The organism is Salinicoccus albus DSM 19776 (genome assembly GCF_000385175.1).
GTDB lineage: Bacteria > Bacillota > Bacilli > Staphylococcales > Salinicoccaceae > Salinicoccus > Salinicoccus albus.
In genome coordinates this window covers 88,304-110,865 of record NZ_ARQJ01000028.1, presented here as the reverse complement: position 1 = coordinate 110,865, position 22,562 = coordinate 88,304, and the positions used below count along the sequence as shown (strand labels likewise).

20 protein-coding genes are annotated in these 22,562 nt (G+C 45.4%); 8 read left to right on the top strand and 12 right to left on the bottom strand.

Going from position 1 to position 22,562, the window contains the following annotated elements:
• Window positions 1-739: 739 nt before the first annotated feature.
• A complete protein-coding gene (locus G343_RS0108280) occupies window positions 740-1,033 on the bottom strand; it encodes a hypothetical protein (RefSeq protein ID WP_020007667.1) in 294 nt (97 codons plus the stop codon).
• A gap of 338 nt (window positions 1,034-1,371) precedes the next feature.
• On the opposite strand from G343_RS0108280, the gene G343_RS0108275 reads away from it, so the two are divergent.
• Both G343_RS0108275 and G343_RS0108270 read left to right on the top strand, forming a co-directional pair.
• Complete coding sequence (locus G343_RS0108275) at window positions 1,372-2,457, top strand: hypothetical protein (protein WP_020007666.1); 1,086 nt, start codon at window positions 1,372-1,374, stop codon at window positions 2,455-2,457.
• A gap of 252 nt (window positions 2,458-2,709) precedes the next feature.
• Window positions 2,710-3,801, top strand: coding sequence for an MFS transporter (locus G343_RS0108270; RefSeq protein WP_020007665.1), 1,092 nt, complete (start codon window positions 2,710-2,712; stop codon window positions 3,799-3,801).
• A 122-nt stretch (window positions 3,802-3,923) separates the two neighbouring features.
• On the opposite strand, the gene G343_RS0108265 is transcribed toward G343_RS0108270, so the two are convergent.
• On the bottom strand, window positions 3,924-5,108 hold the full coding sequence (locus tag G343_RS0108265; protein ID WP_020007664.1) for an NADH-dependent flavin oxidoreductase: 1,185 nt from the start codon (window positions 5,106-5,108) through the stop codon (window positions 3,924-3,926).
• A gap of 168 nt (window positions 5,109-5,276) precedes the next feature.
• On the opposite strand from G343_RS0108265, the gene G343_RS0108260 reads away from it, so the two are divergent.
• The 4 genes from G343_RS0108260 to lplA are packed head-to-tail and all read left to right on the top strand — an operon-like array spanning window position 5,277 to window position 8,382.
• Window positions 5,277-5,624, top strand: a complete 348-nt coding sequence (locus tag G343_RS0108260) for a glycine cleavage system H family protein (protein WP_020007663.1) — start codon at window positions 5,277-5,279, stop codon at window positions 5,622-5,624.
• A gap of 12 nt (window positions 5,625-5,636) precedes the next feature.
• A complete protein-coding gene (locus G343_RS0108255) occupies window positions 5,637-6,431 on the top strand; it encodes a protein-ADP-ribose hydrolase (protein WP_020007662.1) in 795 nt (264 codons plus the stop codon).
• Window positions 6,432-6,440: 9 nt separating this feature from the next.
• Window positions 6,441-7,328 (top strand): SIR2 family NAD-dependent protein deacylase, encoded by an 888-nt coding sequence (locus G343_RS0108250; protein ID WP_020007661.1) that lies wholly within the window; start codon window positions 6,441-6,443, stop codon window positions 7,326-7,328.
• A gap of 13 nt (window positions 7,329-7,341) precedes the next feature.
• Window positions 7,342-8,382 carry a lipoate--protein ligase gene (lplA, locus tag G343_RS0108245; protein ID WP_020007660.1) on the top strand — a complete coding sequence of 347 codons (1,041 nt, stop codon included), beginning with the start codon at window positions 7,342-7,344 and terminating at the stop codon, window positions 8,380-8,382.
• Between the two features lie 242 nt (window positions 8,383-8,624).
• On the opposite strand, the gene G343_RS0108240 is transcribed toward lplA, so the two are convergent.
• The 3 genes from G343_RS0108240 to G343_RS0108230 form a co-directional block, all read right to left on the bottom strand.
• Window positions 8,625-9,785, bottom strand: coding sequence for an aminotransferase class I/II-fold pyridoxal phosphate-dependent enzyme (locus G343_RS0108240; protein WP_020007659.1), 1,161 nt, complete (start codon window positions 9,783-9,785; stop codon window positions 8,625-8,627).
• 409 nt (window positions 9,786-10,194) lie between these two features.
• Window positions 10,195-11,043, bottom strand: a complete 849-nt coding sequence (locus G343_RS0108235; protein ID WP_169336670.1) for a MurR/RpiR family transcriptional regulator — start codon at window positions 11,041-11,043, stop codon at window positions 10,195-10,197.
• 201 nt (window positions 11,044-11,244) lie between these two features.
• On the bottom strand, window positions 11,245-12,774 hold the full coding sequence (locus tag G343_RS0108230; RefSeq protein WP_020007657.1) for an AbgT family transporter: 1,530 nt from the start codon (window positions 12,772-12,774) through the stop codon (window positions 11,245-11,247).
• A gap of 315 nt (window positions 12,775-13,089) precedes the next feature.
• Between G343_RS0108230 and G343_RS0108225 the strand changes: the two genes are divergently transcribed.
• Window positions 13,090-14,304: a DUF819 family protein gene (locus tag G343_RS0108225; protein ID WP_020007656.1), complete on the top strand. Its 1,215-nt coding sequence runs from the start codon at window positions 13,090-13,092 to the stop codon at window positions 14,302-14,304.
• Window positions 14,305-14,374: 70 nt separating this feature from the next.
• Here G343_RS0108225 and G343_RS0108220 read toward each other — a convergent pair whose 3' ends face one another.
• Together G343_RS0108220 and G343_RS0108215 are read right to left on the bottom strand one after the other, a co-directional pair.
• Window positions 14,375-14,899 carry a GNAT family N-acetyltransferase gene (locus tag G343_RS0108220; RefSeq protein WP_020007655.1) on the bottom strand — a complete coding sequence of 175 codons (525 nt, stop codon included), beginning with the start codon at window positions 14,897-14,899 and terminating at the stop codon, window positions 14,375-14,377.
• A 75-nt stretch (window positions 14,900-14,974) separates the two neighbouring features.
• The gene (locus G343_RS0108215) at window positions 14,975-15,631 is read right to left on the bottom strand and encodes an MOSC domain-containing protein (protein WP_020007654.1); all 657 of its coding nucleotides are present in this window, start codon (window positions 15,629-15,631) and stop codon (window positions 14,975-14,977) included.
• 264 nt (window positions 15,632-15,895) lie between these two features.
• On the opposite strand from G343_RS0108215, the gene G343_RS0108210 reads away from it, so the two are divergent.
• Entirely contained in the window at window positions 15,896-16,153 is a 258-nt protein-coding gene (locus tag G343_RS0108210) for a hypothetical protein (RefSeq protein WP_020007653.1), read from the top strand.
• A 56-nt stretch (window positions 16,154-16,209) separates the two neighbouring features.
• Here the strand turns inward: G343_RS0108210 and G343_RS0108205 are convergent, their stop codons facing one another.
• The 5 genes from G343_RS0108205 to G343_RS0108185 all read right to left on the bottom strand — a co-directional run bounded on the left by G343_RS0108205 (window position 16,210) and on the right by G343_RS0108185 (window position 22,547).
• Window positions 16,210-17,649, bottom strand: a complete 1,440-nt coding sequence (locus G343_RS0108205; protein WP_425413867.1) for a plasmid pRiA4b ORF-3 family protein — start codon at window positions 17,647-17,649, stop codon at window positions 16,210-16,212.
• A 14-nt stretch (window positions 17,650-17,663) separates the two neighbouring features.
• On the bottom strand, window positions 17,664-19,175 hold the full coding sequence (gene gntK, locus G343_RS0108200) for a gluconokinase (protein ID WP_020007651.1): 1,512 nt from the start codon (window positions 19,173-19,175) through the stop codon (window positions 17,664-17,666).
• Between the two features lie 104 nt (window positions 19,176-19,279).
• Complete coding sequence (locus G343_RS0108195; RefSeq protein ID WP_020007650.1) at window positions 19,280-20,770, bottom strand: sodium:solute symporter family protein; 1,491 nt, start codon at window positions 20,768-20,770, stop codon at window positions 19,280-19,282.
• Window positions 20,771-20,772: 2 nt separating this feature from the next.
• Window positions 20,773-21,018 carry a hypothetical protein gene (locus tag G343_RS0108190; RefSeq protein ID WP_020007649.1) on the bottom strand — a complete coding sequence of 82 codons (246 nt, stop codon included), beginning with the start codon at window positions 21,016-21,018 and terminating at the stop codon, window positions 20,773-20,775.
• 167 nt (window positions 21,019-21,185) lie between these two features.
• A complete protein-coding gene (locus G343_RS0108185; RefSeq protein ID WP_020007648.1) occupies window positions 21,186-22,547 on the bottom strand; it encodes a GntT/GntP/DsdX family permease in 1,362 nt (453 codons plus the stop codon).
• Between the last annotated feature and the right edge of the window lie 15 nt (window positions 22,548-22,562).

Genomic DNA, 22,562 nt, shown 5'->3' with positions numbered 1-22,562 from the left:
TCACGAATGACCGATTTCCACCAACACACCCCTGCCTCAAAGATTTCAAAGCAGATTGGCCGCGCCCGTCAGACGGAAACACATACCCAGGAAGTCTCTGGACTACCAAACTCCGTTGGGGCAGGATAATCCTTGAGGGTGCACTTATACGCCGTAAACGACGTTTCTGTGTTATTTTCCTTCGCCTGCGCTTGAAAAACAGTGGAGATCCATTTATACCGAGAAAACTTTTGGTGGGAAAAGCAACCCTGAATAAACTAAAAAGCCGGTAGACAGATACCGTGAGGTATCAAAGAAGCCTACCGACAGCTTTTGGGTTTTTAGGGATGCCGTTGGTTCACACCAAAAGGAAACTGGAATAGATATTTTTTACTAGGAATCTTTTGTTAAGTGCCAAAAACTTGAACTGCCGAATTAAGAAGTAATATTAACTATAAAGTTTGAAAGTGCTAGTATCACAAATAAAATTGTGAAAAAATTAATTTTTTTAAATTTCTCTTCGCCTTGTACTAGATACACAACTAACAAACCTAAAGATAAGCCTAAAAGTAGTGTAGAGATAATCAATTGCAACATTTAATCACCTTATTGTTTATTATATTGAAGACTAAAATTCTAATTTGTAGATCTGGTGACGTGGGTTCCTGTGTTCTAGATCAATGGATTCTGTGGTTAAGAAATACTTTTTCTAAAACTTTCTGCGTCTGTGTAGGCATAGACATCGTCATAGAACTCTGCATTAAATCCAATTATGAAACAGTGTGCGATTCAAGTAAGCATGATTATTGTATACCGGTTCCCCTGCGTTTTTATGATAGCGTTTCATTGCTTTTACGAGTGATTCCATGCCATATATGATGGCGTCTAACTGTTGTTCTGCATCGAGATCAAATGTTTTCAGGCTATTGATGGCGGTTTTATAGAGGGCGGTTAATTGGGCATCACTGAAGAAGGGTTTAAATTGTTTATAAACCCGATCCGGCACAATATGATTCTCGATTGTGGCTGTTTTGATGTTTTCGATGCGTTCCAAGCGTAATTGTTCCCGCCTGCGTTTATGTCTACGCTGAGTACTACTAAACAGAGTAGTTAATAGTTTTAAAGAATACACGGTCATGATTATCTGTATCTGCTGGTCGCCTTCCTCCCAGCCCTGTCATATTATAGCGGCCGGTCTGACAAAATAAGTATCATCCGCACGGTAAAATATGTTTACCTTGCCAGCCTGCAGTGTAATAATAATATGAATCGAAATTTTTCATCTTAATCTGCAGGAGGTGAACAGACATCACCATCAAAACACTGGGGATCATCACGGCCCCCGGCATATCTCAAACAAATGTATCACGTCTGATGGAAGAGCTGCCGGAGATGCTGAATTACTATGTCAGTGAAAAGGAAGACTGGGCACTGGAATTTTATGAAGATGCTTTGACCGGGGGCACAACTAATTCTGCGGAAGTACTTGAGGAATCTTGGAAAAGAAAAAAAGAACAGAACTGGGATTTTGTGATTGCAGTCACCGATCTTCCGCTCTTTCATAACAAAAAAACGATTGTCGCTGAAGTATTCAGGAAGGAAAATGCAGCACACTTCAGCCTGCCGGCGCTCGGATTTGCGCCCAGGTATAAGCGTATGCGTGAATCCATCCTGCAGCTGATGAATGAAATCTATTATGGCACTACAGAAAGCGACCGCCAAAAAGCTGAAAAACGGCTCCAGTCAAAAGGGGACCGGTACAGTGAATTAAAAAATAAAGACGCCGAAGAGCTGATCGGCAAACGGATATTCGAGCGCATCTCCCCCCTCGAGCGGGAAGTCCCCGAAGACAATCGCAGCACCGATGTCCGCTTCACTGCAAAATCACGAATCGGCGGGCTTGTCCGGCTGCTTTCGGGAATGGTGTATGCCAACCGGCCATGGGCGTTTTTCCCCGCCTTCACGAAAATTCTTATCATCGCATTCACCACCGGCTCCTACGCCATCATATTTCCAACAGTGTGGCAGATGAGCACCTATTACTCGGCCACTCGTGGAATCCTGGTTTCGATATTGACCATCCTGGCACTTGTGGCATGGGTGATAGTGTCCAATGGCTTATGGGAAAGAAAGAGGGCCTCCAACGGTAGTTTCCTCAGGAAATTATATAATTCAACAACATTCCTGACATTACTTGTGACAGTCATCATGTATTACTTTATCCTGTTCATCATGTTCTCAATTACTGTACTCGTCCTGGTGCCGCCTGGACAGGTTGAATACAATATATCCACTTCCCCCAATTTGGGACACTACCTGCTCGTATCATGGATCGGGACGAGCATCGCCACAATCATCGGTGCAATCGGTGCAGCCTTTGAAGACAAGGAAGTCATACTCAACAGTACCTACGGTCACCGGCAGCAGCGGCGCTATCGGATGATCCAACAACAGAGGGAGGATGAAGAAACATACTGAGATTCCACGGGGGAATATAATTAACATTGCTTATGAATGCCATCTGATTTGTCCGCATGAACATCAGATGGCATTATTTATTACCTTTTGAATTATGTTTCCTCCCGCTTATCACAGGGAATTCCAGTTAATCCGTAAAATTATTTAAATTAAAGGAGATGTATATATATCACAACCCAGACTCTAGGGATTATTACAGCACCCGGCATTTCGAAAAAGGTCAGGGAGAAGCTGAACCGGGAGCTTCCTGAAATGCTCGGTTACTATGTCAGCGAAAAATATGAATGGCAGCTCGAATTTTATGAAGATTCGCTGACAGGAGGGACGACGGATTCCAGGGAAGTGCTTAAAACCTCACGTTCAAGAAAACTTGAACAAGAATGGGATTTCGTGATTGCGCTGACTGACCTGCCGATCTTCAATAATGAGAAGGCAGTAGTTGCTGAAGTCTTCAAAAACGCAGATGCGGCATATATCAGTCTGCCGGGTCTCGGATTTGCGCCAAAATACAAACGTATCCGCGAAGCTTCCCTGCAGCTGATGAACGAAATGCACTATGGCTCTTCTGAAAGGGAACGACAGGAAGCAGAAGAATATATTCAGTCCCAGGAAGAGGATTATGAAGAATTGAGGAATAAAAATCCGAAAAAACTGCTCGGCAATCGGTTATTGGAGTTGTTTTCTCCGATAACAAGGGAACTCCCTGAAGATGATGCCGATATCGATGTCCGGTTCACCGTAAAATCGCAAGGCAGCAGCCAGATACGGATTGTTTCCGGAATGGTTTATGCCAACCGGCCATGGGAGCTCTTTCCCGCCTTCGCAAAGATTGTCATCATTGCCTTCACTACCGGATCCTATGCCCTTGTATTTCCTACATTATGGCAGCTTAGCACCACATATTCTGCAGGACGCGGCGTTCTGGTGGCCATTGCTTCAATTCTGGCGCTCGTCACGTGGATTATTCTTTCCCATGGTCTATGGGAAAGAAAAGAAGAACAAAATCACGAATACCTCAGGAAACTTTATAATGCCACAACATTTTTCACATTGCTGATGACTGTCGTCATGTATTATGGTATTCTGTTCATCATGTTTACACTGACGACACTCATCCTCATCCCGCCTGAACAGGTAACATCCAATATATCTTCAGAAGCCACTTTTGGCAACTACCTGTATGTGTCCTGGCTTGGTGCCAGCATTGCCACAATCATTGGTGCCATCGGCTCCGCGCTTGAAAACAAGGAAGTCATACTCAACAGCACCTACGGTTACCGGCAACAGAAACGCCATGAAGCAATACAGGAACAGAGGGAGAAAGCAGATGATCCGCAAGCGTAGAAAAAAGTGATGATTAAGACTGACCTAGCGAAATGAGACAAAGATAAAACACCTTCTTGGGCTGCCTTTCCTCCAAAATTAATTGGAGAAAGGCAGCCCAATTTTTCTAATGCTGTCCGGAACTATTCATACAATTTGCGCAATTCATCACGGGAAGCCTCTGAAAGCGATCCGCCGATATCCATCAGTTCTACGAGGTCTTTAAAGGCTCTTTCAGGGATTGCTAAATCAGCCAGCTCTTCGGGATGAAGACCTAAATCAATCTCCGCTTCCCGGCCCTCTTTTAATTTGGTCACAAAGTCAGGTTCGGTAACGAAAGGTGTAGACGCACCGACCATATCGGAAAATTGGAGAGCTTCCAGTGCTTTTTCCGGCGAGTTGATACCGCCAGTGGCCATTACAGGAATACGGCCGCCGATATGTTCGTACACTTTCTCGTTCATGATTTCACCTTTAAACTTGCCTTGACGGATCGTTTGCTTATAAATGTTCTTGCCCCAGCTCGCAGTGGCTAAATAGTGGATATTTGCTACCTCCATGATTCGATCCATGAAATACAAAAAATCTTCTGCACCGTAGCCAATTTTATTGCCGCGTGTTTCTTCCGGAGTGCCTCTAAACCCGAGAAGAAAGTCAGCAGGCGCTTCTTTATCTATGACTTCCTGAACGGCCGCCATTACTTCGATGCCGAAACGTGAACGATTGTCAATATTCTGCGGGCCGTATTCATCATCTCGCTGATTTGAAAAAGTAGAGAAGAACGCTTGGATTAATAAGCGCTGGGCACTGGAAATTTCAACGCCGTCAAACCCGGCTTTAATCGCACGGCGGGTTGCGTCAGCATATTGGGTGATGACATGCCTGATTTTACGTCGGCTCATCGGTAAGACAGTATGTTCAACAGGCGTTTTTAAACGCATTTCACTTGGACCATAAACGACACCGAAGTCTTTAAGTGATATTTTGGAAAAACGGCCAGCATGAGTTAATTGAATAATCGCTTTCGCACCATCTTTTTTCATTGCTTGGGCGAGTTTTTTAAGCCCTTCGATACTGTGGTCATCATCGATACTGAAACCATATTCAAACAATTGACCGTATTCTTCGATATAAGCAGCACCTGTAATTTGTAATGGTGCTGAAGCGGCACGCCGTTCTGCATATGCCAAGTCTTCCTGCGTCACATAACCTTCAGCGGTTGAAGAATTCGTGATCATCGGTGAAAGGACAAAACGATTATCTAATTCAATACCATTTGGCAGCGCTATTGACTCAAATAAAGGTCTGTATTGCTCCGTTGTTTTCATTTGCATAGTCTCCAATTCCTATCAGTAAATGTAATTGTTCATGTGACTTCAAAACTATCACCGGCTGAGAACGATGTCAATTTGATACAGGCTCTAAAATTGTTATAATGAATGAACTGATGATAATATGCATTATGACTAAATTTAAATAAGAAAGAGGGATTTCTAATGAAAAAACGTGGTGAATTTTTATTTATTGAAAAAAATGGCGATGATTACACGTTAAGCATGACACCAGAGTTGCAAGATGATATTGGTACTTCAGGATTCGTTGAATATACAGATGCTGATACAATTGAGGCCGGTGATCTCATTCTAAGTGTAGAAGCTTCAAAAACTGTGCTTGAATTGGATTCCCCGTTAGCCGGTAAAATTGTTAAACGAAATGAAGCATTAATCAATGAACCGGCGCTTTTAAATTCAGCGAAAGCAGAAGAAAATTGGATCATTACATTAACGGATGTTGATGAGGAAGCATTCAACCAACTAGAAGAAGTTAAAAGATATATTTCATAATAGGGGCAGGCTATGGATCAGGAAGCGAGATTAGATTATCTGACTGACTATTTATTGAACGAAAAGACAGGTGCGACGAGGACAGTGGTTCAGCCCAAAAGGAATACTGCACAGGAAAAATTAGCATTATTTCGGGGGCTGTGTAACGTCCGCCCCCCTGAACCGGTCACAGATGAATTTATAACGGTGCAAGATGCCTTCTTAACGCAGTGGAATACTGAAAGGCCATTAACTGCTTTGAATGATTTGGAAGCAGCAGCGCCGCAAATTTATGTGTGGCAAGGCGACATTACCAGTCTGGCGGCAGATGTGATTGTCAATGCAGCCAATAGTGATTTCCTGGGCTGTACGCAAGCCAATCATGAGTGTATTGACAATATTATACATACACGTGCCGGTGTCGAATTGCGGTTAGAATGTGATGCAGTGATCAAAGCACAAGGGCGGAGAGAGCCGATGGGTAAAGCAAAAATGACAAAAGCTTACAATTTGCCGGCGGACAATATCATTCATACAGTCGGGCCTTATATTGACGCGCGTGGCGTCTCGCCTCTAAAGGAAAAATTATTGGCTTCGTCTTATCGTTCTTGTCTGGCCCTGGCTGATGAGCATGGACAAAGTACCATCGCTTTTTGCTGCATTTCCACAGGTGAATTTAATTTCCCGAACAAACGTGCAGCTGAGATTGCCGTTCAGACTACCCGTGAATATTTAAATGATAGCGGATCAGCACTTAACGTTATCTTTAATGTGTTTAAGGATGAGGATTTATATATTTATCAAACATTATTAGGGATGAAAGAATAGGAGATCGTTATGGAACAGATAAAGACACATTGGCAGACACTACCGATGGGATCATCCCTGTCACAACCGGATTTACTTCATCAATTAATAGAAGAAGCTGAAGCAATTGTCATCGGGATCGGTGCAGGAATGTCTGCAGCGGCTGGATTTACATATGTAGGGAAACGGTTTACGGATGCTTTTCCTGATTTTATCGCGAAGTATCGTTTCTTCGATATGTTACAGGCCAGTCTCTTTGATTTTGAAGATGAACGGGAATATTGGGCTTTTAAAAGCCGCTTTAGTTTGTTGAATTTCTTTGATCAGCCAACCGGCCAGGCATATGTTGACCTGCGTCAGATAATATCGGATAAAAACTATCATATTATTACAACGAATGCTGATAATGCATTTTATGCGGCCGATTTCGATATGAATAAGGTGTTTCGTATTCAAGGAGAATACGGATTGTGGCAATGTTCAGAGTACTGTCACCAGCAGACTTATCAGGATGAAAGCTTAATCCGTCAAATGGCCATGGAACAATCAGATATGAAGATTCCGGCAAATTTAGTGCCATATTGTCCGAAATGTGGTGCCGTTATGGAAGTAAACAAACGGGATGAAGAAAAAGGAATGGTTGAGGATGATCATTTTCATGAGCAGAAAGCACGTTACGAACAATTCTTAGACGAGAATCAAACGAAGAAAATACTCTTTCTGGAAATTGGGGTTGGGCATACAACACCGCAATTCATCAAACATCCATTTCAACAAATGACGCAGGCAAATCCCAAATCATTATTTGTGACAATGAATCAGAAGGATTACTTCACGCCGCATACGATCCGCCCGCAAACAGTAAGAATTGATGAAGACATCGCCGACGTGTTACATTCAGCGGCATTACATGAATAACGGGGGTTGACAAATGTATCTAATTGAATCAAAGCGTAATGGAGAGTGGGTTTACGACCCAGGCACAGTAATGGCTATACAGGAATATGTGAAAGACCATATTTTCTTAGATGATGATGTTTTGTTCCCCTACATGATGGAACCAGCTGTTCAAATCGGAAAATTCCAGAACGCATACGAAGAGATCAACCAGCCTTATATGGATGCGAATGATATTAAAATGATCCGCCGAGAATCAGGCGGCGGTGCGATTTACCTTGATGATCGTAATATTAGTTTTTGTTTCTTATTTGATGGAAGTAATGACATTTATGGGAATTATGCGCGTTTGTATGCGCCGGCCATCAAAGCACTTGAGAAGTTAGGTGTGGACGATGTGGAATATAAAGGCCGTAATGATTTAGTCTTAGATGATAAGAAAATTTCCGGTGCAGCGATGACTTTACATAAAGGTCGAGTTTATGCTGGATATTCATTACTATTAGACCCTAATTATGAAGCAATTGTGTCCGTTTTGGACCCGAACCAAAAGAAGATAAAGGCACATGGGATCCAATCCATCCGCAGTCGAGTAGGATCAATCCGTCCGCATTTAGCGTCAGAATATCAAGAAATGACGGTCTGGGAGTTTACAGATTATATGCTCTGCCAATTACTTGGCATTAATGACGTCACCGAAGCGAAGCGTTATGAATTAACGCCAGACGATTGGGCAGGTATCGATAAAATTGTCGCTGAAAAATACCATAACTGGGATTGGAACTATGGCCGCTTTAACCAATTCGAATATTATTTGACCGAGCGTTTCCCAATCGGAACGATTAATGTTGGTTTAACGATCAAGCATGCTAAAATTGCTTCCATCCAGATTACTGGTGACTTCTTCGGAACAAAAGATATAACAGATGTAGAAGAATCTTTAGTTGGAGTACGTTTAAGAAAAGAAGACTTATTAAATGCATTAGAGCCGCTCGATCTGTCTGATTATTTCGGAAATCTAAGGCAAGAGGAATTCGTCAGCTTTATCTTAAGTGAAAAGGTACCAGCGCCATGAGACTCCTAGGATGTCTGAGCCCTGCGGTACGCCTGAGAGCGAAGAATTTTATATAAGTTATCGCATCTTTCCTGATAACCGGCCTTATCAGCATCTCCATATAACAAGAGGACTCCTTTGCAATGCCAGGAGTCCTCTTTTTTAATGTTCTATGGTTCCCAGTCTTCTTCTCTGAATATACTGAAAATCAATTTCCTCATTCATCATTTCATCGCTTTAGACCTTGTCACAGCTCTTTCTTTCTACCTGCTTTCCAGCATCCCTATATATTTCTCCAGCCTGTCCGCCGCTTCTTTCAGCTCTTCCATGCTGCAGGCGAATGATAATCTGATATGCCCCTCGCCGAACGCTGAGAATGACCGTCCTGGCACAACCGCGAGCTGCACGGTTTCAAGCAGATCGGTCGCGAATCTGAATGAATCCGTTTCGTATTTTTTGACAGAGGGGAATATATAGAAAGCGCCGGTCGGTTTACTGACGTCCAATCCCATATGCGTCAGACGATCATAAATATAATCCCTCCGTTCAATATACTTTTGATTCATTTCTTTCGGTATATTCAACTGATTGCGCAGGGCTTCAATCGCGGCATACTGACTCGGAATGCTTGCACAGATCGTGTTATAGAGATGCACTGCCGTGACTTCTTCCATGATTGACCGGTGACCGGCCACATGGCCAATCCGCCACCCCGTCATCCCGTGCGATTTACTCAGTCCGCTGATGACGAGGACTTTCTCTTTGATCTCCTGATATCCCGCCAGACTGATGTGCTCTCCTTCCAGAGTATTCTCTCCGTATATTTCATCTGTAATGATAAATATATCATGCTTTCTGAACACTTCCACAAGGGCATCCATCTGTGCTTTCGTATAGGTGACTCCGGTCGGATTCGTCGGATAGTTGAGCAGCACAGCCTTCGTCCGGTTTGTGATATTCGACTCGATGAGTTCGGGAGTGGCAATCAATCCTGTGTCCGTGGTGTCCACAAACCGGGTCACACCGCCGCTGAGTTCTATGATGGGTTCATACCCAAGATACGTCGGTGCCGGGACAATCACTTCATCCCCAGGATCGAGAATCGCCCGCAGCACGCCGTCAATCCCTTCACTCCCGCCAACCGTCACAAGTATTTCACCCTGCGGATCATAAGTCGCACCAAATCTGTCCTTATAATAATCAGCAATTGCCGTCCTCAGTTCCAGCAGCCCGGTGTTGTGAGAATACTTCATGGATTTCGTATTGATGGCATCGATGGCCGCTTCTCTGATCGGACGGGGTGTTTCAAAGTCAGGCTGGCCGAGCGTCAAATCCACCGCATCCGGAAATTCGGCTACCCGATTCGCAAACTGCCGTGTCCCCGGCACTTCAATATGTTGCATCCGTTGATTCGCTTCAGGCATACAATCGTCCTTTCTCCACAGTTTCAAACCAATTATATCAGAATATATAAACATTTCATTCAAACACATTGCGATTTTTCTGTTGCTGACAATCACTTCAGTTCTGATCTATTTGTATTGCAAGAATATATGTAGGGGATTAGATGAAATAAACTGCTCACGGAATTATGGACATCCGTAAGCAGTTTATCATCTTATGGCGCGGCAGTATTTTCTTTTTTCGGCGCTGGTTTGATATCCATATTCCGCGTTTCAATCAATGTGCCAATAATCAGGATCAGCGTTGTGACAGGGATACCGATTAATACCGGATCTACTACCCAGGTAAAGACGACGCCGCCTTCACCCCCGCTGAGCTGTTTGTGGACTAACGAGAATTATTGCACCAATGCCCCTGTCCCTTGAGAGTTCAAGTTCGCGTTATATTTTTTCTCGCGAGTAATCCGCCGACATCCCTCAATATCTTCTGGCTGTCCACGTCCACTTTCGAGCCGAATAATACTGTCACTGTCTCTACCAGAGAAACGGCCGGCACCATCGTATAATGTTCATCGGTGCGCTTGATCATCAGTGTCTCTTTGGCATACGGGATCATCGTATTATCTGCGCTGTCGGCAATCAGGATAATATCGATGTGATTCTGATGGCAATATCTCGCTACTTCATACGTCATTTCCGTATAGGGAGACAGGGCAATCAGGACAATCACCTCACCCTCTGCAGCATGATACAGACGATCAAACACAAAATGCGGCTCGTAGCTGAGCTGATTGACATGCGGATAAAACTGATTGAACGAGTTCTCAAAAAATAGAGCCACAGACCTTGAGGTCCGCAGGCCGAACACATGGATTTTCGAAGCATTGCGCATCAGTTCCACGGCGTTGATGATCCCATGCTCGAGGTCTTCAGTCATCGAGTGTTTCTGCAGCATATTCACTTTATCCCACGTGTCCCTCACCCGTTTACTGTCCGGGGCCTGCCTGCCGTCATCAAAGTTCCAGAACTTCGGCGTCTGGCTTTCAATCACTTCCCGGTGCAGCTCCCGTTTAAAAGTCCTCAGGTTCGAATAGCCAAGATTATTGATCGTCCGCATCACAGTCGTCGTCCCGACCCCTGATTTCTCAGCCAGAACCGCAATCGAGTCCAGACTGATCTCCCTGTAATTCTCCAGGATAAATTCACAAAATATCTTCTGCTTCTTCGGGAGATGGTCTTTATGATCAAGAATCTTTTTAGTGACTGTATCTTCAGCCATGATCATCATGCTCCTTTCTCTTTACACGGTAAAATAAATTTACAAATTATCCCCAAGAGTAATTTCCATCAGTTTATCATTATTCAGACCGTATTTTAAACCAAGGGAAAATACACCTAAAATTCCTGCAACCCAAAAAACTGCAGACTTGTCATCCTTATGACCTTGTCTGCAGTCAGAAACTTTCCATCCGCTCGTGTTTTATTGTTCCAGATATATTCCTGCGCCCGGACCTAACGGCAGATTGAAGAAATAGAAGATCGCAAGCAGAATGATCCAAGCCCCAAGGAATATTAGGGAATAAGGCAGCATCAGTGCCATGTAGCTGCCGATACTGGCATTTTTATCATACCGCTTCATAAACGACAGGATGATGATCATGTACGGGAACAATGGTGTGATGATGTTGATGGATGAATCGGCAATACGATAAGCGGCCTGTGTAAATGCAGGGCTGTAACCCAGCTGCATGAACATCGGGACAAAGATCGGCGCCTCGATCGCCCATTTGGCAGAACCGGATGTAATGAGGAAATTCATCAGTCCCGTAAATATAACATAACCGATGATTAAACCGAAGCCGGTGAACTCAATGTCCTGCAGGAATTCTGCACCGTTGACCGCCAGCCATGTTCCTAAGTTTGACCAGTTGAAGTATGCGATAAACTGTGCAATCGCAAATACCAGCACGATGTATCCAGCCATCTCCTTGATCGCTTCTGTCATATGGTCTGTCATATCCTTGCTGGTCTGGATTTTACCGACTGTGATACCGAATACCATACCGATGAGTATGAAGAATATCAGAATGATGGGTACGATGCCATCCAGGAAGGGTGACGAGGGGGTGATTCCGCCCTGGTCATTGGTGAGCGGGCTGTTCGGCATCAATAATGTGCCGGCCACTGCCGCCCAATAGAGCACCCCTGCCACGATCGCCAGGATGAAACCTTTCTTCGCATTCGGCAGCTCCTCCTCTCCGTCTTCTTCCACCGCTTCACCCTTGTATTGACCCAGTCTCGGTTCAACGATTCTGCTCGTTACCAGTCCGCCGATGATCGTCAGCATAAATGTTGAGACTATGTTGAAATACCAGTTGTCCAGCGGTGTCACTACGATATCCGGATTGATTAACGCTGCGGCCTCGGTTGAAATTCCGGAAAGCAGTGCATCTGTACCGGCGATGAATAGGTTCGCGGTGAATCCGGCACCGGCACCGGCAAAACCGGCAGCCAGTCCGGCAAAGGGATGTCTGCCAACTTTGTAGAACACAAGTGCCCCCAGGGGCGGGATGATGACAGCTGCTGCATCAGAAGCAATATTACCCAGAATACCTACAAACACAACCGTATATGTAAGCAGGAACGGCGGGGATTTTAATACTGTCTTCCGGATCGCATAATCCAGCAGGCCTACCTTCTCAGCCAGCCCGATCCCCAGCATCATCGCAAGTACAAGACCCAGCGGTGCAAAACCGGTAAAGTTTTCAAGCATGGATGTCAGTATGAATTGGAGCCCTTCCCCGGAGATGAGGCTCCTGATCGGCAGTTCCTCTCCTGTACCCGGGTGATTCACTGAAGCATCAAATATGTTGAATATGTAAGATATAATCATGATGAGTACCGCAAGACCGACGAACAATGCAAACGGGTCCGGCAGCTTATTACCCACGCGTTCAATAACGTCCAATATCCGTTGGAAAACGGTTCGTTTCTTAGTGTCCTCTGACATAGTGCACCTCTCTTATTGTGTCGTCCGATTTTCAAACCCCTGTATGAATGAGCTGAACCAATAATCCTCAGTGATTAACTCTGAATTATTATTGATAATACTTTATAATATATTCACTTCATTGTCTAATATTTTTCATGAAATATTCGTTAAGGATCTTCATTTTTTATCACCCATCACCTGTCCTGTAAACAGGACACTCAATAATATGGAAGCGCTTTAAAATAGTGTAACAAATCACTCTAAAATTTACTATCATTAGATGATATATTATGAAGAATGAGCTATAATCGATGACCAAAGGGGGGTTGTTTTATGGATGCACTTATATCACCGGATGAGCCGTGGCTTTTATGGGCGATTCTTGTCGGATGGGCGGCGGCTTCCATCTGGCTGGAACAGCGGTTTGAATGGGCATCGAAACTTTCCGGTGCCATCGTTGCACTTGTGGGAGCAATGGTGCTTGCAAATCTGGGCATCATTCCAACAGAATCACCCACATATGATATTGTATGGGCTTACGTTGTACCGCTTGCGATACCATTGTTGCTCTTCAATTCGAATATCGTCAAAATCTGGCGGGAAAGCGGGCGGCTGCTGCTCATATTTTTCATCAGCTCAATCGGTACTGTCGCAGGCACGATCATCGCTTTTTTCCTGCTGAGGGATTTGATTCCGGGAGTGGATCAGATCGCTGCGATGCTTGCAGGGTCATATACAGGCGGCGGCGTCAACTTTGCAGCGATGGCAAGCCGCTTTGAAGTCGCTGGAGAGACAGTCTCCTCTACCGTTGTTGCAGATAACCTGCTTATGGCTGTTTATTTCCTTGTACTGATCGCAATTCCCGCCATCGGATTTTTCAGACGAAACTACAATGCACCCCATCAGAATGAAGTTGAAACTCAGACAGATACTCAAGACAATCAGGCGGCAAGTTACTGGCAGCGCCAGAATATTTCATTAAGTGACATTGCCTTGGCAGTGGGGTCATCTTTTGTCATTGTGGCTGTATCATTCAAGCTTGCAGAAGTGTTCAGCAACTTGATTCCTGAAAATGCAAATCTTTTCCTGACAGTACTCAGAGGTATTATCGGCGATGACTACCTGATGCTCACCACGATTACATTACTGCTTGTTTCATTTGTACCCAAATTCTTTGAAAGTATCAATGGCGCTCAGGAAATCGGTACATTCCTGATCTACATTTTCTTTGTCGTTATCGGGGTGCCGGCGAACATCTGGCTGATACTCCAAAACGCACCGCTTATCCTGGTATTTGCCGCCATCATCGTATTCATCAATATGACTATATCATTTACTGCCGGCAGATTATTCAAATTCGATCTGGAAGAGGTCGTCCTTTCGACCAATGCCAATATCGGCGGCCCGACGACAGCCGCTGCGATGGCGATCTCAAGAGGCTGGACGAAACTCGTTGCCCCGATTCTTATTGTCGGTACACTCGGGTACATCATCGGCAACTATCTCGGCACGGGACTCGGTATCTGGTTCAGCAGCATGATGGGATAAAGTGCAAAAACAGGTACAGTTCTTACGCTGTACCTGTTTTTATATGACTCTTGTGCTGGTGGGGAAAGGTTCAATATTTAAAGTAACCCAGTTCTTTCCACACCGTTTTTTCCTCGGGTTTCACAATCATCGGTCTCCATCCCATCCGCAAAAACAGATGCACGGCCACTTGTCTTTGGCGATGTGTCTTCAAATAAGCATCTTCATGCCTCTCATTAATCATTCTCATACATTTCGCAATCAACGGCCTGCTAAGTCCGAACCCCTGATGTTCAGGCAGAATATCCACCCAGTGCACTCTTCCGATAAATCTCTCATTGATCGTTCCATGCCACGCTGTCGCAGTCGCTATAAGCGTCCCGTCCTCTTTTTCGATAAAGAACATGAATCTGTACAAATCTTTTTTCCACGAAAATTCCCTGGCGAAAGCCTTCAAAGCATCTCTTTCACCAGCAAACTCCCCGGTTTCCACCAGTATTTGTGCCCACTGCTTTTCATAGCCCTTCTGATAACTGACAAACTTAAAACCTTCAGGCAGTTTGAAATCCGGTATGTCTTCCAGATTATGATGCAAGTATATCGACTTCTTTCTCATATCAAGTCACCCTCTCTGACAGGATGAAAATACAGCAAGCTTAAGCACAGATATATTCTTTAAAGACCGTCTCGTTTATCTATTTGGTCCGTATATCCTTTTTCCGCTGTTTCCTTCATTACCAAGAAGCCGCTTATTGAGTGTTTGCTTCCAATTGTCCGCAAGCAGTTCAACGGCGGCCAGACTTTCAGCCAGACTCATGTTATCTTTTTGTTCATACATCACTTCATTGGCTGCTCTAATCGGCCATTCAGGATGTGGGCGTTCAATCAGTTCAAACGTATCTCCAACTCTAATCATACCTTCCCTGATCACTCGGAAATACCAGCCGGTCCTCCCTGTCTTTTGAATCCGTAACGCAAAATCCAGGATTTTATGTCTGCGGGCAGGTTTCCAGCAGGGGCGCCTCGGCTGCGAAACCTGGATCACCGCTTCACCCAGCTTGTATGTATCCCCGAGGCATACAGAGGACTCATCCATATTGAGAACAGACAGATTTTCTCCGTTACCTCCAGCAGTAATATCGACATCCAGTTCCCGCTGCCAAGCGTCATAATGCTTGGCTGCGTAAGCAAATACAGCCTTTTCAGGCCCGCCATGGTTTTTCTTATCCGCAACATCATCCCCTTGCAGCCCTGACTTACTCAGGAAGACCGGTGCTTCAGTCGTCTCTTTAAAAATACCGCTTTCCCACGGCCGGCCCAATTTATCCTCAGCATCCGGATTTCCCATTCGCTTGACTCCGCCAGTAAACAGCAGATTCACCCTTGGTATTCCGATAATATCTCCTCCATTCAAGGCAAACGTCGCTCACTTCTGTGCACCTGATACATTTTATTATATGTATACCCGTTTTCACCCAGGCCAATACCTCATACGATAAAGAGCCTATAAAATTTCCCTGATCTTTAAATTTTAATTTTACACCATTATATGAGATACTTATATAAAGAATTCAAATTATTTGTCTGTCAAAAATTGAAGGGAGTGATGTTTATGGGCAGGGTTATAAAACTTATTGGTATGGCAGGGCTGGCTGCAGGTGTTTTATATCTGACGAAAGATGAGAATCGGAAAACGGTTAAGAAAGGCATGGATAAAGCGATAGGCAAAATGAGTTCATTTACGGATGACCCTTATATCATTCAGCTGGGCAAACCGTCCGAATCCCGCGATTCAAACATGGTTGATGAGGGTGCGATGACGAGCGTGCAGTACTATAACGATTTAAGGGCAGAAAAAAACAATGCTTAATAGACGGAACTAACCACCTCCCTGTGATATTCATTTCAAACGCAGGGAGGTGGTTTTTATCCATCAATATTAAATTCGGTTATCGGGTGTCCTTTCCTGAATACTCTGGCCAGCTTGTTGTTGATGGCTGTCACCGGATAGCGTTCACGGTAGTTCATCGTTCTTGCTTTTTCAAATGTTCTGGCATATTCCGGATGCTGCTTGTTGTTAAGCACTGCCATCGTCTCTTTCAACCCTTCTGTACCGCCGACGTTTTCGATCGGAATCGTACTTGAATGATGCAGGACCGCCGGGACACTGCGATCGATATTGATCTTATCTTCCATGGTGATTTTGACAATGTAACCGTCGATGGATTCATAATGATAGTCAATGACCCCCACTCTGTCGAGGAGGGCATCCACCTGTGTGAAACTTGAAAGCAGATGGGCCTCCCCGTTATCTGTGTGCATTTCCTCGCTCATCTGGAGCATTGACTCATATATCTCAAAACCTTCTGCCTTAAACCTTGACGGGCTGCTGCTCCGCCAATCCATCGCTTCACGGATGATCAGGTGCAATTCAAAGAAGTTAATGCCGGCCGGCACCTGCACTTCCCGGAAGATCGGTTCATGGACATCTTTAATCTCCAGCCTGAGCAGATAGGCGTTATAGTCGCTCGGAGCGGCTGCCACATCTCCAGCCGGGCGTTTCCGCCGCTGCGGTATCGTTGTGAAATTGACCGATTTCAAGGCTTCAACTACTTTTTCATGCATGACATAATAATCCGCATGCACTTTGACAACCAGCCCCAGATTCTTCGCTTCTTCCCATCTGGATCTCGCTTCATAGATATGATCATTTCTGTCAACATTGTCCTGAATGATTTTGAGCTCTTGATCACCGATATGCTGGAGGACTGCTTCCAAAAATTGAGGCGAGGTGATCAGCGCCGTCACATGACGCAGATAATCATCTTTCTGATTGCCTTCAGTCTCACTGTTCAACCGTTTGAGCAGTGTCCTTAACTCTCTCCACGTCAGATTGTTGTACAGCCAATATATCGGGCCGGTATAAATCTGTTCCAACCGCTCAATATCCGGCGGGCCAAAATCATCATTATGTATATACATATCCACTGCCGGAATGACACCCGCCTCTTTTAGAGCAGCATCGAGGGCCTGGACAATATCCTGATGAATCACTCCGTAACCATCGCCTTCTTCCAGAATGTACTGATAATCTATGAGTGTGCCGAACTTAGAAACATCATAGGATAACCGATGCAGGTTGTCCCCGGTCTGAATATCAGCCAGACTGCGGGTCAAAGCCGCTTCAGCCATTGAGATATTCCGGGCTAACCCGCCCAGATTTTCTGCATCCTCCAGCCCAGCCATCTTATAGGCAGCAAGTGAATCCAGCGTGTCAAATGTCCTGTCATTCATTATATTCGCACGAACCAGATCATTCTCTCCGAGAAAATGATCATAGAAATGTTTCAAGTCCAAACTTCCCACCTCCATTATCTGCATCAGTCCCTGAGCGATTCGATACGGTCGTAAAACTGTGCCAGAGAACGCCCGAGCTCGATATAGACACTCATCACTTCCTGATATTTCAAATACGTATCCTGCGTCGGATAATACGTATCCTCTTCCCCGACGAAATGCTTCACTGCATCTAAATCCTCAATCTCACCCAGCGCATAAAGTCCAAGCACACATGCACCGAAAGCACTTGATTCGTAAGCCTTTGGCACCTCCACTTTCTCACCGTAGATGTCCGCCATCATCTGCTTCCATATTTCACTGCGGGCAAAACCGCCGCTGGCTTTGATCGTCCCCGCCTCATCCATATGTTTTCTGAGCGTCAGGAATACACTGTACAGGTTGAATAAAACCCCTTCCATCGCTGCGCGGATCATGTGCTTTCTCCCGTGGGACAAGGTCAGGCCGTAAAAAGATCCTACTGCTTTAGAATCCCAGACCGGCGCACGTTCCCCTGACAGATACGGATGGAAAATCAGACCGTTGCTCCCCGCCGGTGCCTCAGCGGCAAGCTTCGTAATGGTCTCATACGGATCCGCATCTTCTGCTTTACCGTCAGTGTCGAAAAACTCGTCACGCACCCATCTCAGGACCACTCCGCCATTATTCACCGGACCGCCGATAACATAGCGGTCTCCAGTCAAATAGTAGCAGAACGTGCGCATCCGGTCATCCGTCTTGGGTGTATCCACGACCGTCCGAATCGCACCGCTCGTACCGATGGATACTGCCACGTCTCCATTTTCAGTCGCATTCATGCCAAGGTTTGCCAGCACCCCGTCACTGGCACCGATAACAAGTTTCGTCTCTGCATCGATGCCGAGCTTTTCTGCTGCATCGGTTTTCATCCCGTCATAGACCTTCAGCGTATCCACAAGCTCCGGCAGATGTGCCCTGGAGAGATTCAGCATATCCAGCACTTCAGCATCCCACTCTGATTCCTGCAGATTCATCATACCCGTGCTGCTCGCAATTGATCTATCCACTTCATAGACACCCGTCAGCTTTTGCATTACATATGATTTTATCCCGGTCACTTTACCAATCTGAATGTAAAGTTCCCGTGATTTGTCTCTTAAGTGCAGAAGCTTCACAAAGGGATTCATCGGGTGAATCGGCGTGCCTGTGCGTCTGTAGATTGCCATGCCGTCCTGGCGATTCAGCTGTTCTGCATATTCCTGTCCTCTGCTGTCCGCCCAGGTGATGCAGTCCGTCAGTCGCTCTCCGTCCTCATCCAACAGAATGATGCTGTGCATCGCTGAAGAGAATGAAATGAATGCCACATCATTCCTGCATGCGTTACGCTCCGTCACTTGCGAGACAGCTGCGAACATACCTGCCGCTACCTCGTCCGGATCCAGCTCGGCAATCGCTGCATCCGGGGTATGCAATTTGTATTCCACAGACACTTTATCAACCAGTTTTCCATTTTTTTCGAATAATACTGCTTTGACCGCAGTTGTTCCAATATCCACGCCGATCATATATGTTTTCATAGTAAATTACCTCTCGCAAAATTCGTTACTTTCATTATAAAGCCTTTTCAGCCGATATACAAAAGGGCACGACTTATATCAAGTCATGCCCAGCTATTTATTATTCATGTACTGCGCACAGTCTGCGCTTCTGCTTCCGCTTCATCTTCAACAGTACCGAACACAAGACTGCCCCCAGTGTAGATCCCCAGGTTAATAATGAGACCCCAGACACCGCTGAATATGCCAAGCGGTGTCTGGCCCGCAAAAGTAAGTACTGCTGCTGTCAGCGCACCAATCAGCATCCCGAAAAAGACCGACTTCGCATGGCTTCTCTTCCAATAAAGGCCGAGAATGATCGCCGGGGCCACCTGAATCAGTATTTCCAATTTCAGGACGAATATTTGATACAGTGTCCCCGGCGGATTCCACGCAATCACCAGCAGCAGGCCGACAACCAGTGCACCAATCACTTTACCGACCATGATTTTTTTATTATCAGATGCTTCAGCATTGATGTATCGCCCGTAAATATCTTTTGAGATGATCGATGAAAATGTCAGCAGCACTGAATCAGCTGTCGATACGATGGCTGCAATAATACCGCCGAACAACAGCACCATCGCTATATAGAAGATCATATTCTGGTTGGCAATAGCACTGGCCAGCAGGCCGACAACCTGCTCGGATTCACCGACGGTCAGGTCCGGAAAAGCGGTATATGCTAGAATACCTATGATAAATACCACACCTGCGGTTAAAAATGGCATCCACGCCATCTGGGTCAATGAACGCTTCAATGTCCGCTCACTTTTAGCAGAGAAAATGCGTTGTATCGCATTTGGGTAAACCGCTGCACCGATCCCGACGAGGATGAGGAAGTTACTCCATGTGACCAGGCCGATACCTTCAGGCACCCCAAGGTTTTCAGGTGAATATGCTTGTATGTAGTCCCCCGCTGCAGGCAGCCCGCCAAAGTATATGATCGTGCCGATCAACAGCATGAACACACCCACAAGCAGTGCAACTCCCTGCATCGTATCCGTATAGGCGACAGACCGCATCCCTCCCAGCCAGCCATAGACAATCATGATGACGATAAAGAAAATGACGCCTGCCTGATAGGGGACAGTGCCGCCTGTCAGACCGGAAACTCCCTGGCCAATGGCAACCAGCTGTTCCAGCAGGAAGTTGCCCAGAGCGTAGAGCATGAGGACGGCGGCCAGTATGGAAACCGCTTTTGACTGATATCTCAGCTGAATCCAGTCCACCGGGGTCACAATCTTATGCTTCTTGCTCAACTTATACAATCTCGGTGCATAAATTAGATAGACAAGAATAATCATGATGAAGAAAGGAACAGTGACCAGATTTGCATAACCCACCCGGTATGCCTCGGCTGAATAGCCAATCACAGTGTTACCGCTGTATTGTGTCGCGAAAAACGTAAAGAACAATACAAGCGTGCCCAAGCCCCTGCCGCCAAGATAATATTCATCGAGACTGCTGTGGACATTCCTGTGCCGTAAAAACGTTCCAATGCCAATCGCCAGCATCAGTAACCCGTAAAATAACATGATTAAAATACCGGAAACACCTGAAAATGCAAGATCCATAACTATTCCTCCCCTTTCCTTACAGAGTCATCTTCATCAACATCCCAGTGATATTTAATCACATAAGTGATGTAAAGCGACAAAAACACAGACATGCCGATGATAACAAGTGCCCACAAAGGCACACCATAGATCATCATCGTTTCGCCGCCGGCTGGGAAATACCATGGAATCAACAGCACAAAGATGATGGCAAACCCAATCCATATTTTATAATTTTTAATCGGTTCTCTTTTCCGCTTTTCCACACAGACACCTCATTTTTAGTACCAAGTATTAAGACAAAACCAAATGATATTATCGATACATTAACATGTTCCTCATCAATATTCTAGGTTTTCTGAATATTTAGTTAATGAAAGCGTTTCCTATTTTGGATATGAAAAAATCCCCCATCACATGGGGGATGAAATTACTACATAAACAGACTGATTGCAAATACTATGACAAAACCGGTTCCACCGATGATTGTTTCCATAACAGTCCAGGACTTCAGGGTTTCTCCTGTTGTCATGCCGAAGAATCTGTTAACCAGCCAGAATCCTGAATCATTCACATGGGAAAGGACTGTCGCCCCGCTTGCAATCGCTATGGCAATCAGTCCGAGCTCAGGCTGTGAAACCGGATTGATTTCAATGATCGGTGCCATCAGACCTGCACCAGTAACCATAGCTACCGTTGCGGAGCCCTGGGCTACACGCACGAATGTAGTGATGACAAATGCAGCCACGACAAGCGGCAGCCCAGCGCCGACGACCATATTCCCCATCACATCACCTACACCGCTTTCTATCAGTACTTCTTTGAACACACCGCCTGCGCCGGTAATCAGTATGATGATTCCCGCTGGTTCAAGCGCCCGTGTTGCAACATCCTGCACTTCAACACGTGTATACCCTCTTCGTGTCCCCAGGAGCCAGAACGTCAGTACCACTGTTATGATCAGCGCAACAAAAGGGTGACCGACAAACTGTACGATCTCTGCAAACATATTAGTGGAGTCTTCTCCAACGATTGCGCCTGTTACTGTATTAAACAGAATCAAAACAAGCGGAATCAGAATCAAAGAGAAAATCAATATGAAGCTCGGCAAATCTTTACTTTCTTTGACTTCGTTCACATCTTCTTCTAATTTCTGATAGTCAGGGACATCGAGATGTATTTTTTTGCTGATAAAACTCCCAAATACCGGTCCAGCAAGAATCATTGCCGGGATGCCGGCAAGCGCACCAAACAGGATGACCCATCCCAGATCGGCTTCCAGCATGGCAGCTACTGTCATCGGTCCCGGTGTCGGCGGCACAAAACTATGGGTCACCGCAAGCCCGGCTAATAACGGAATACCGTAAAACAGTAATGATTTCTTCGTTTTAGTCGCCAGTGAATAGACAATTGAAATCAAAATCACCAGTGCTACATCAAGGAAGACAGGAATAGACACGAGAAATCCTGTAAATCCCAGCGCCCATGGTGCCCGATTTTCACCGAATTTATCGATAAGGGTGAGTGCCAGACGCTCTGCGCCTCCCGACACCCTCAACAGTTCTCCAAACATGGCTCCCAGACCAACAACAACTGCTATGAAACCAAGTGTGCTTCCCATCCCGGCTTCAATGACTTCAATAATCTCGGTCGGGCTCATGCCGCTTGCAAGCCCGATGAACAGCGAAGCGATAAGCAATGAAACAAACGCATGCAGCTTGACTTTCATAATTAGGAATAACAGTAATGCGATTCCTATTACCGTGGCGACAACCAGCCATAATTCCTGTGACATAATTTATACCCCTTT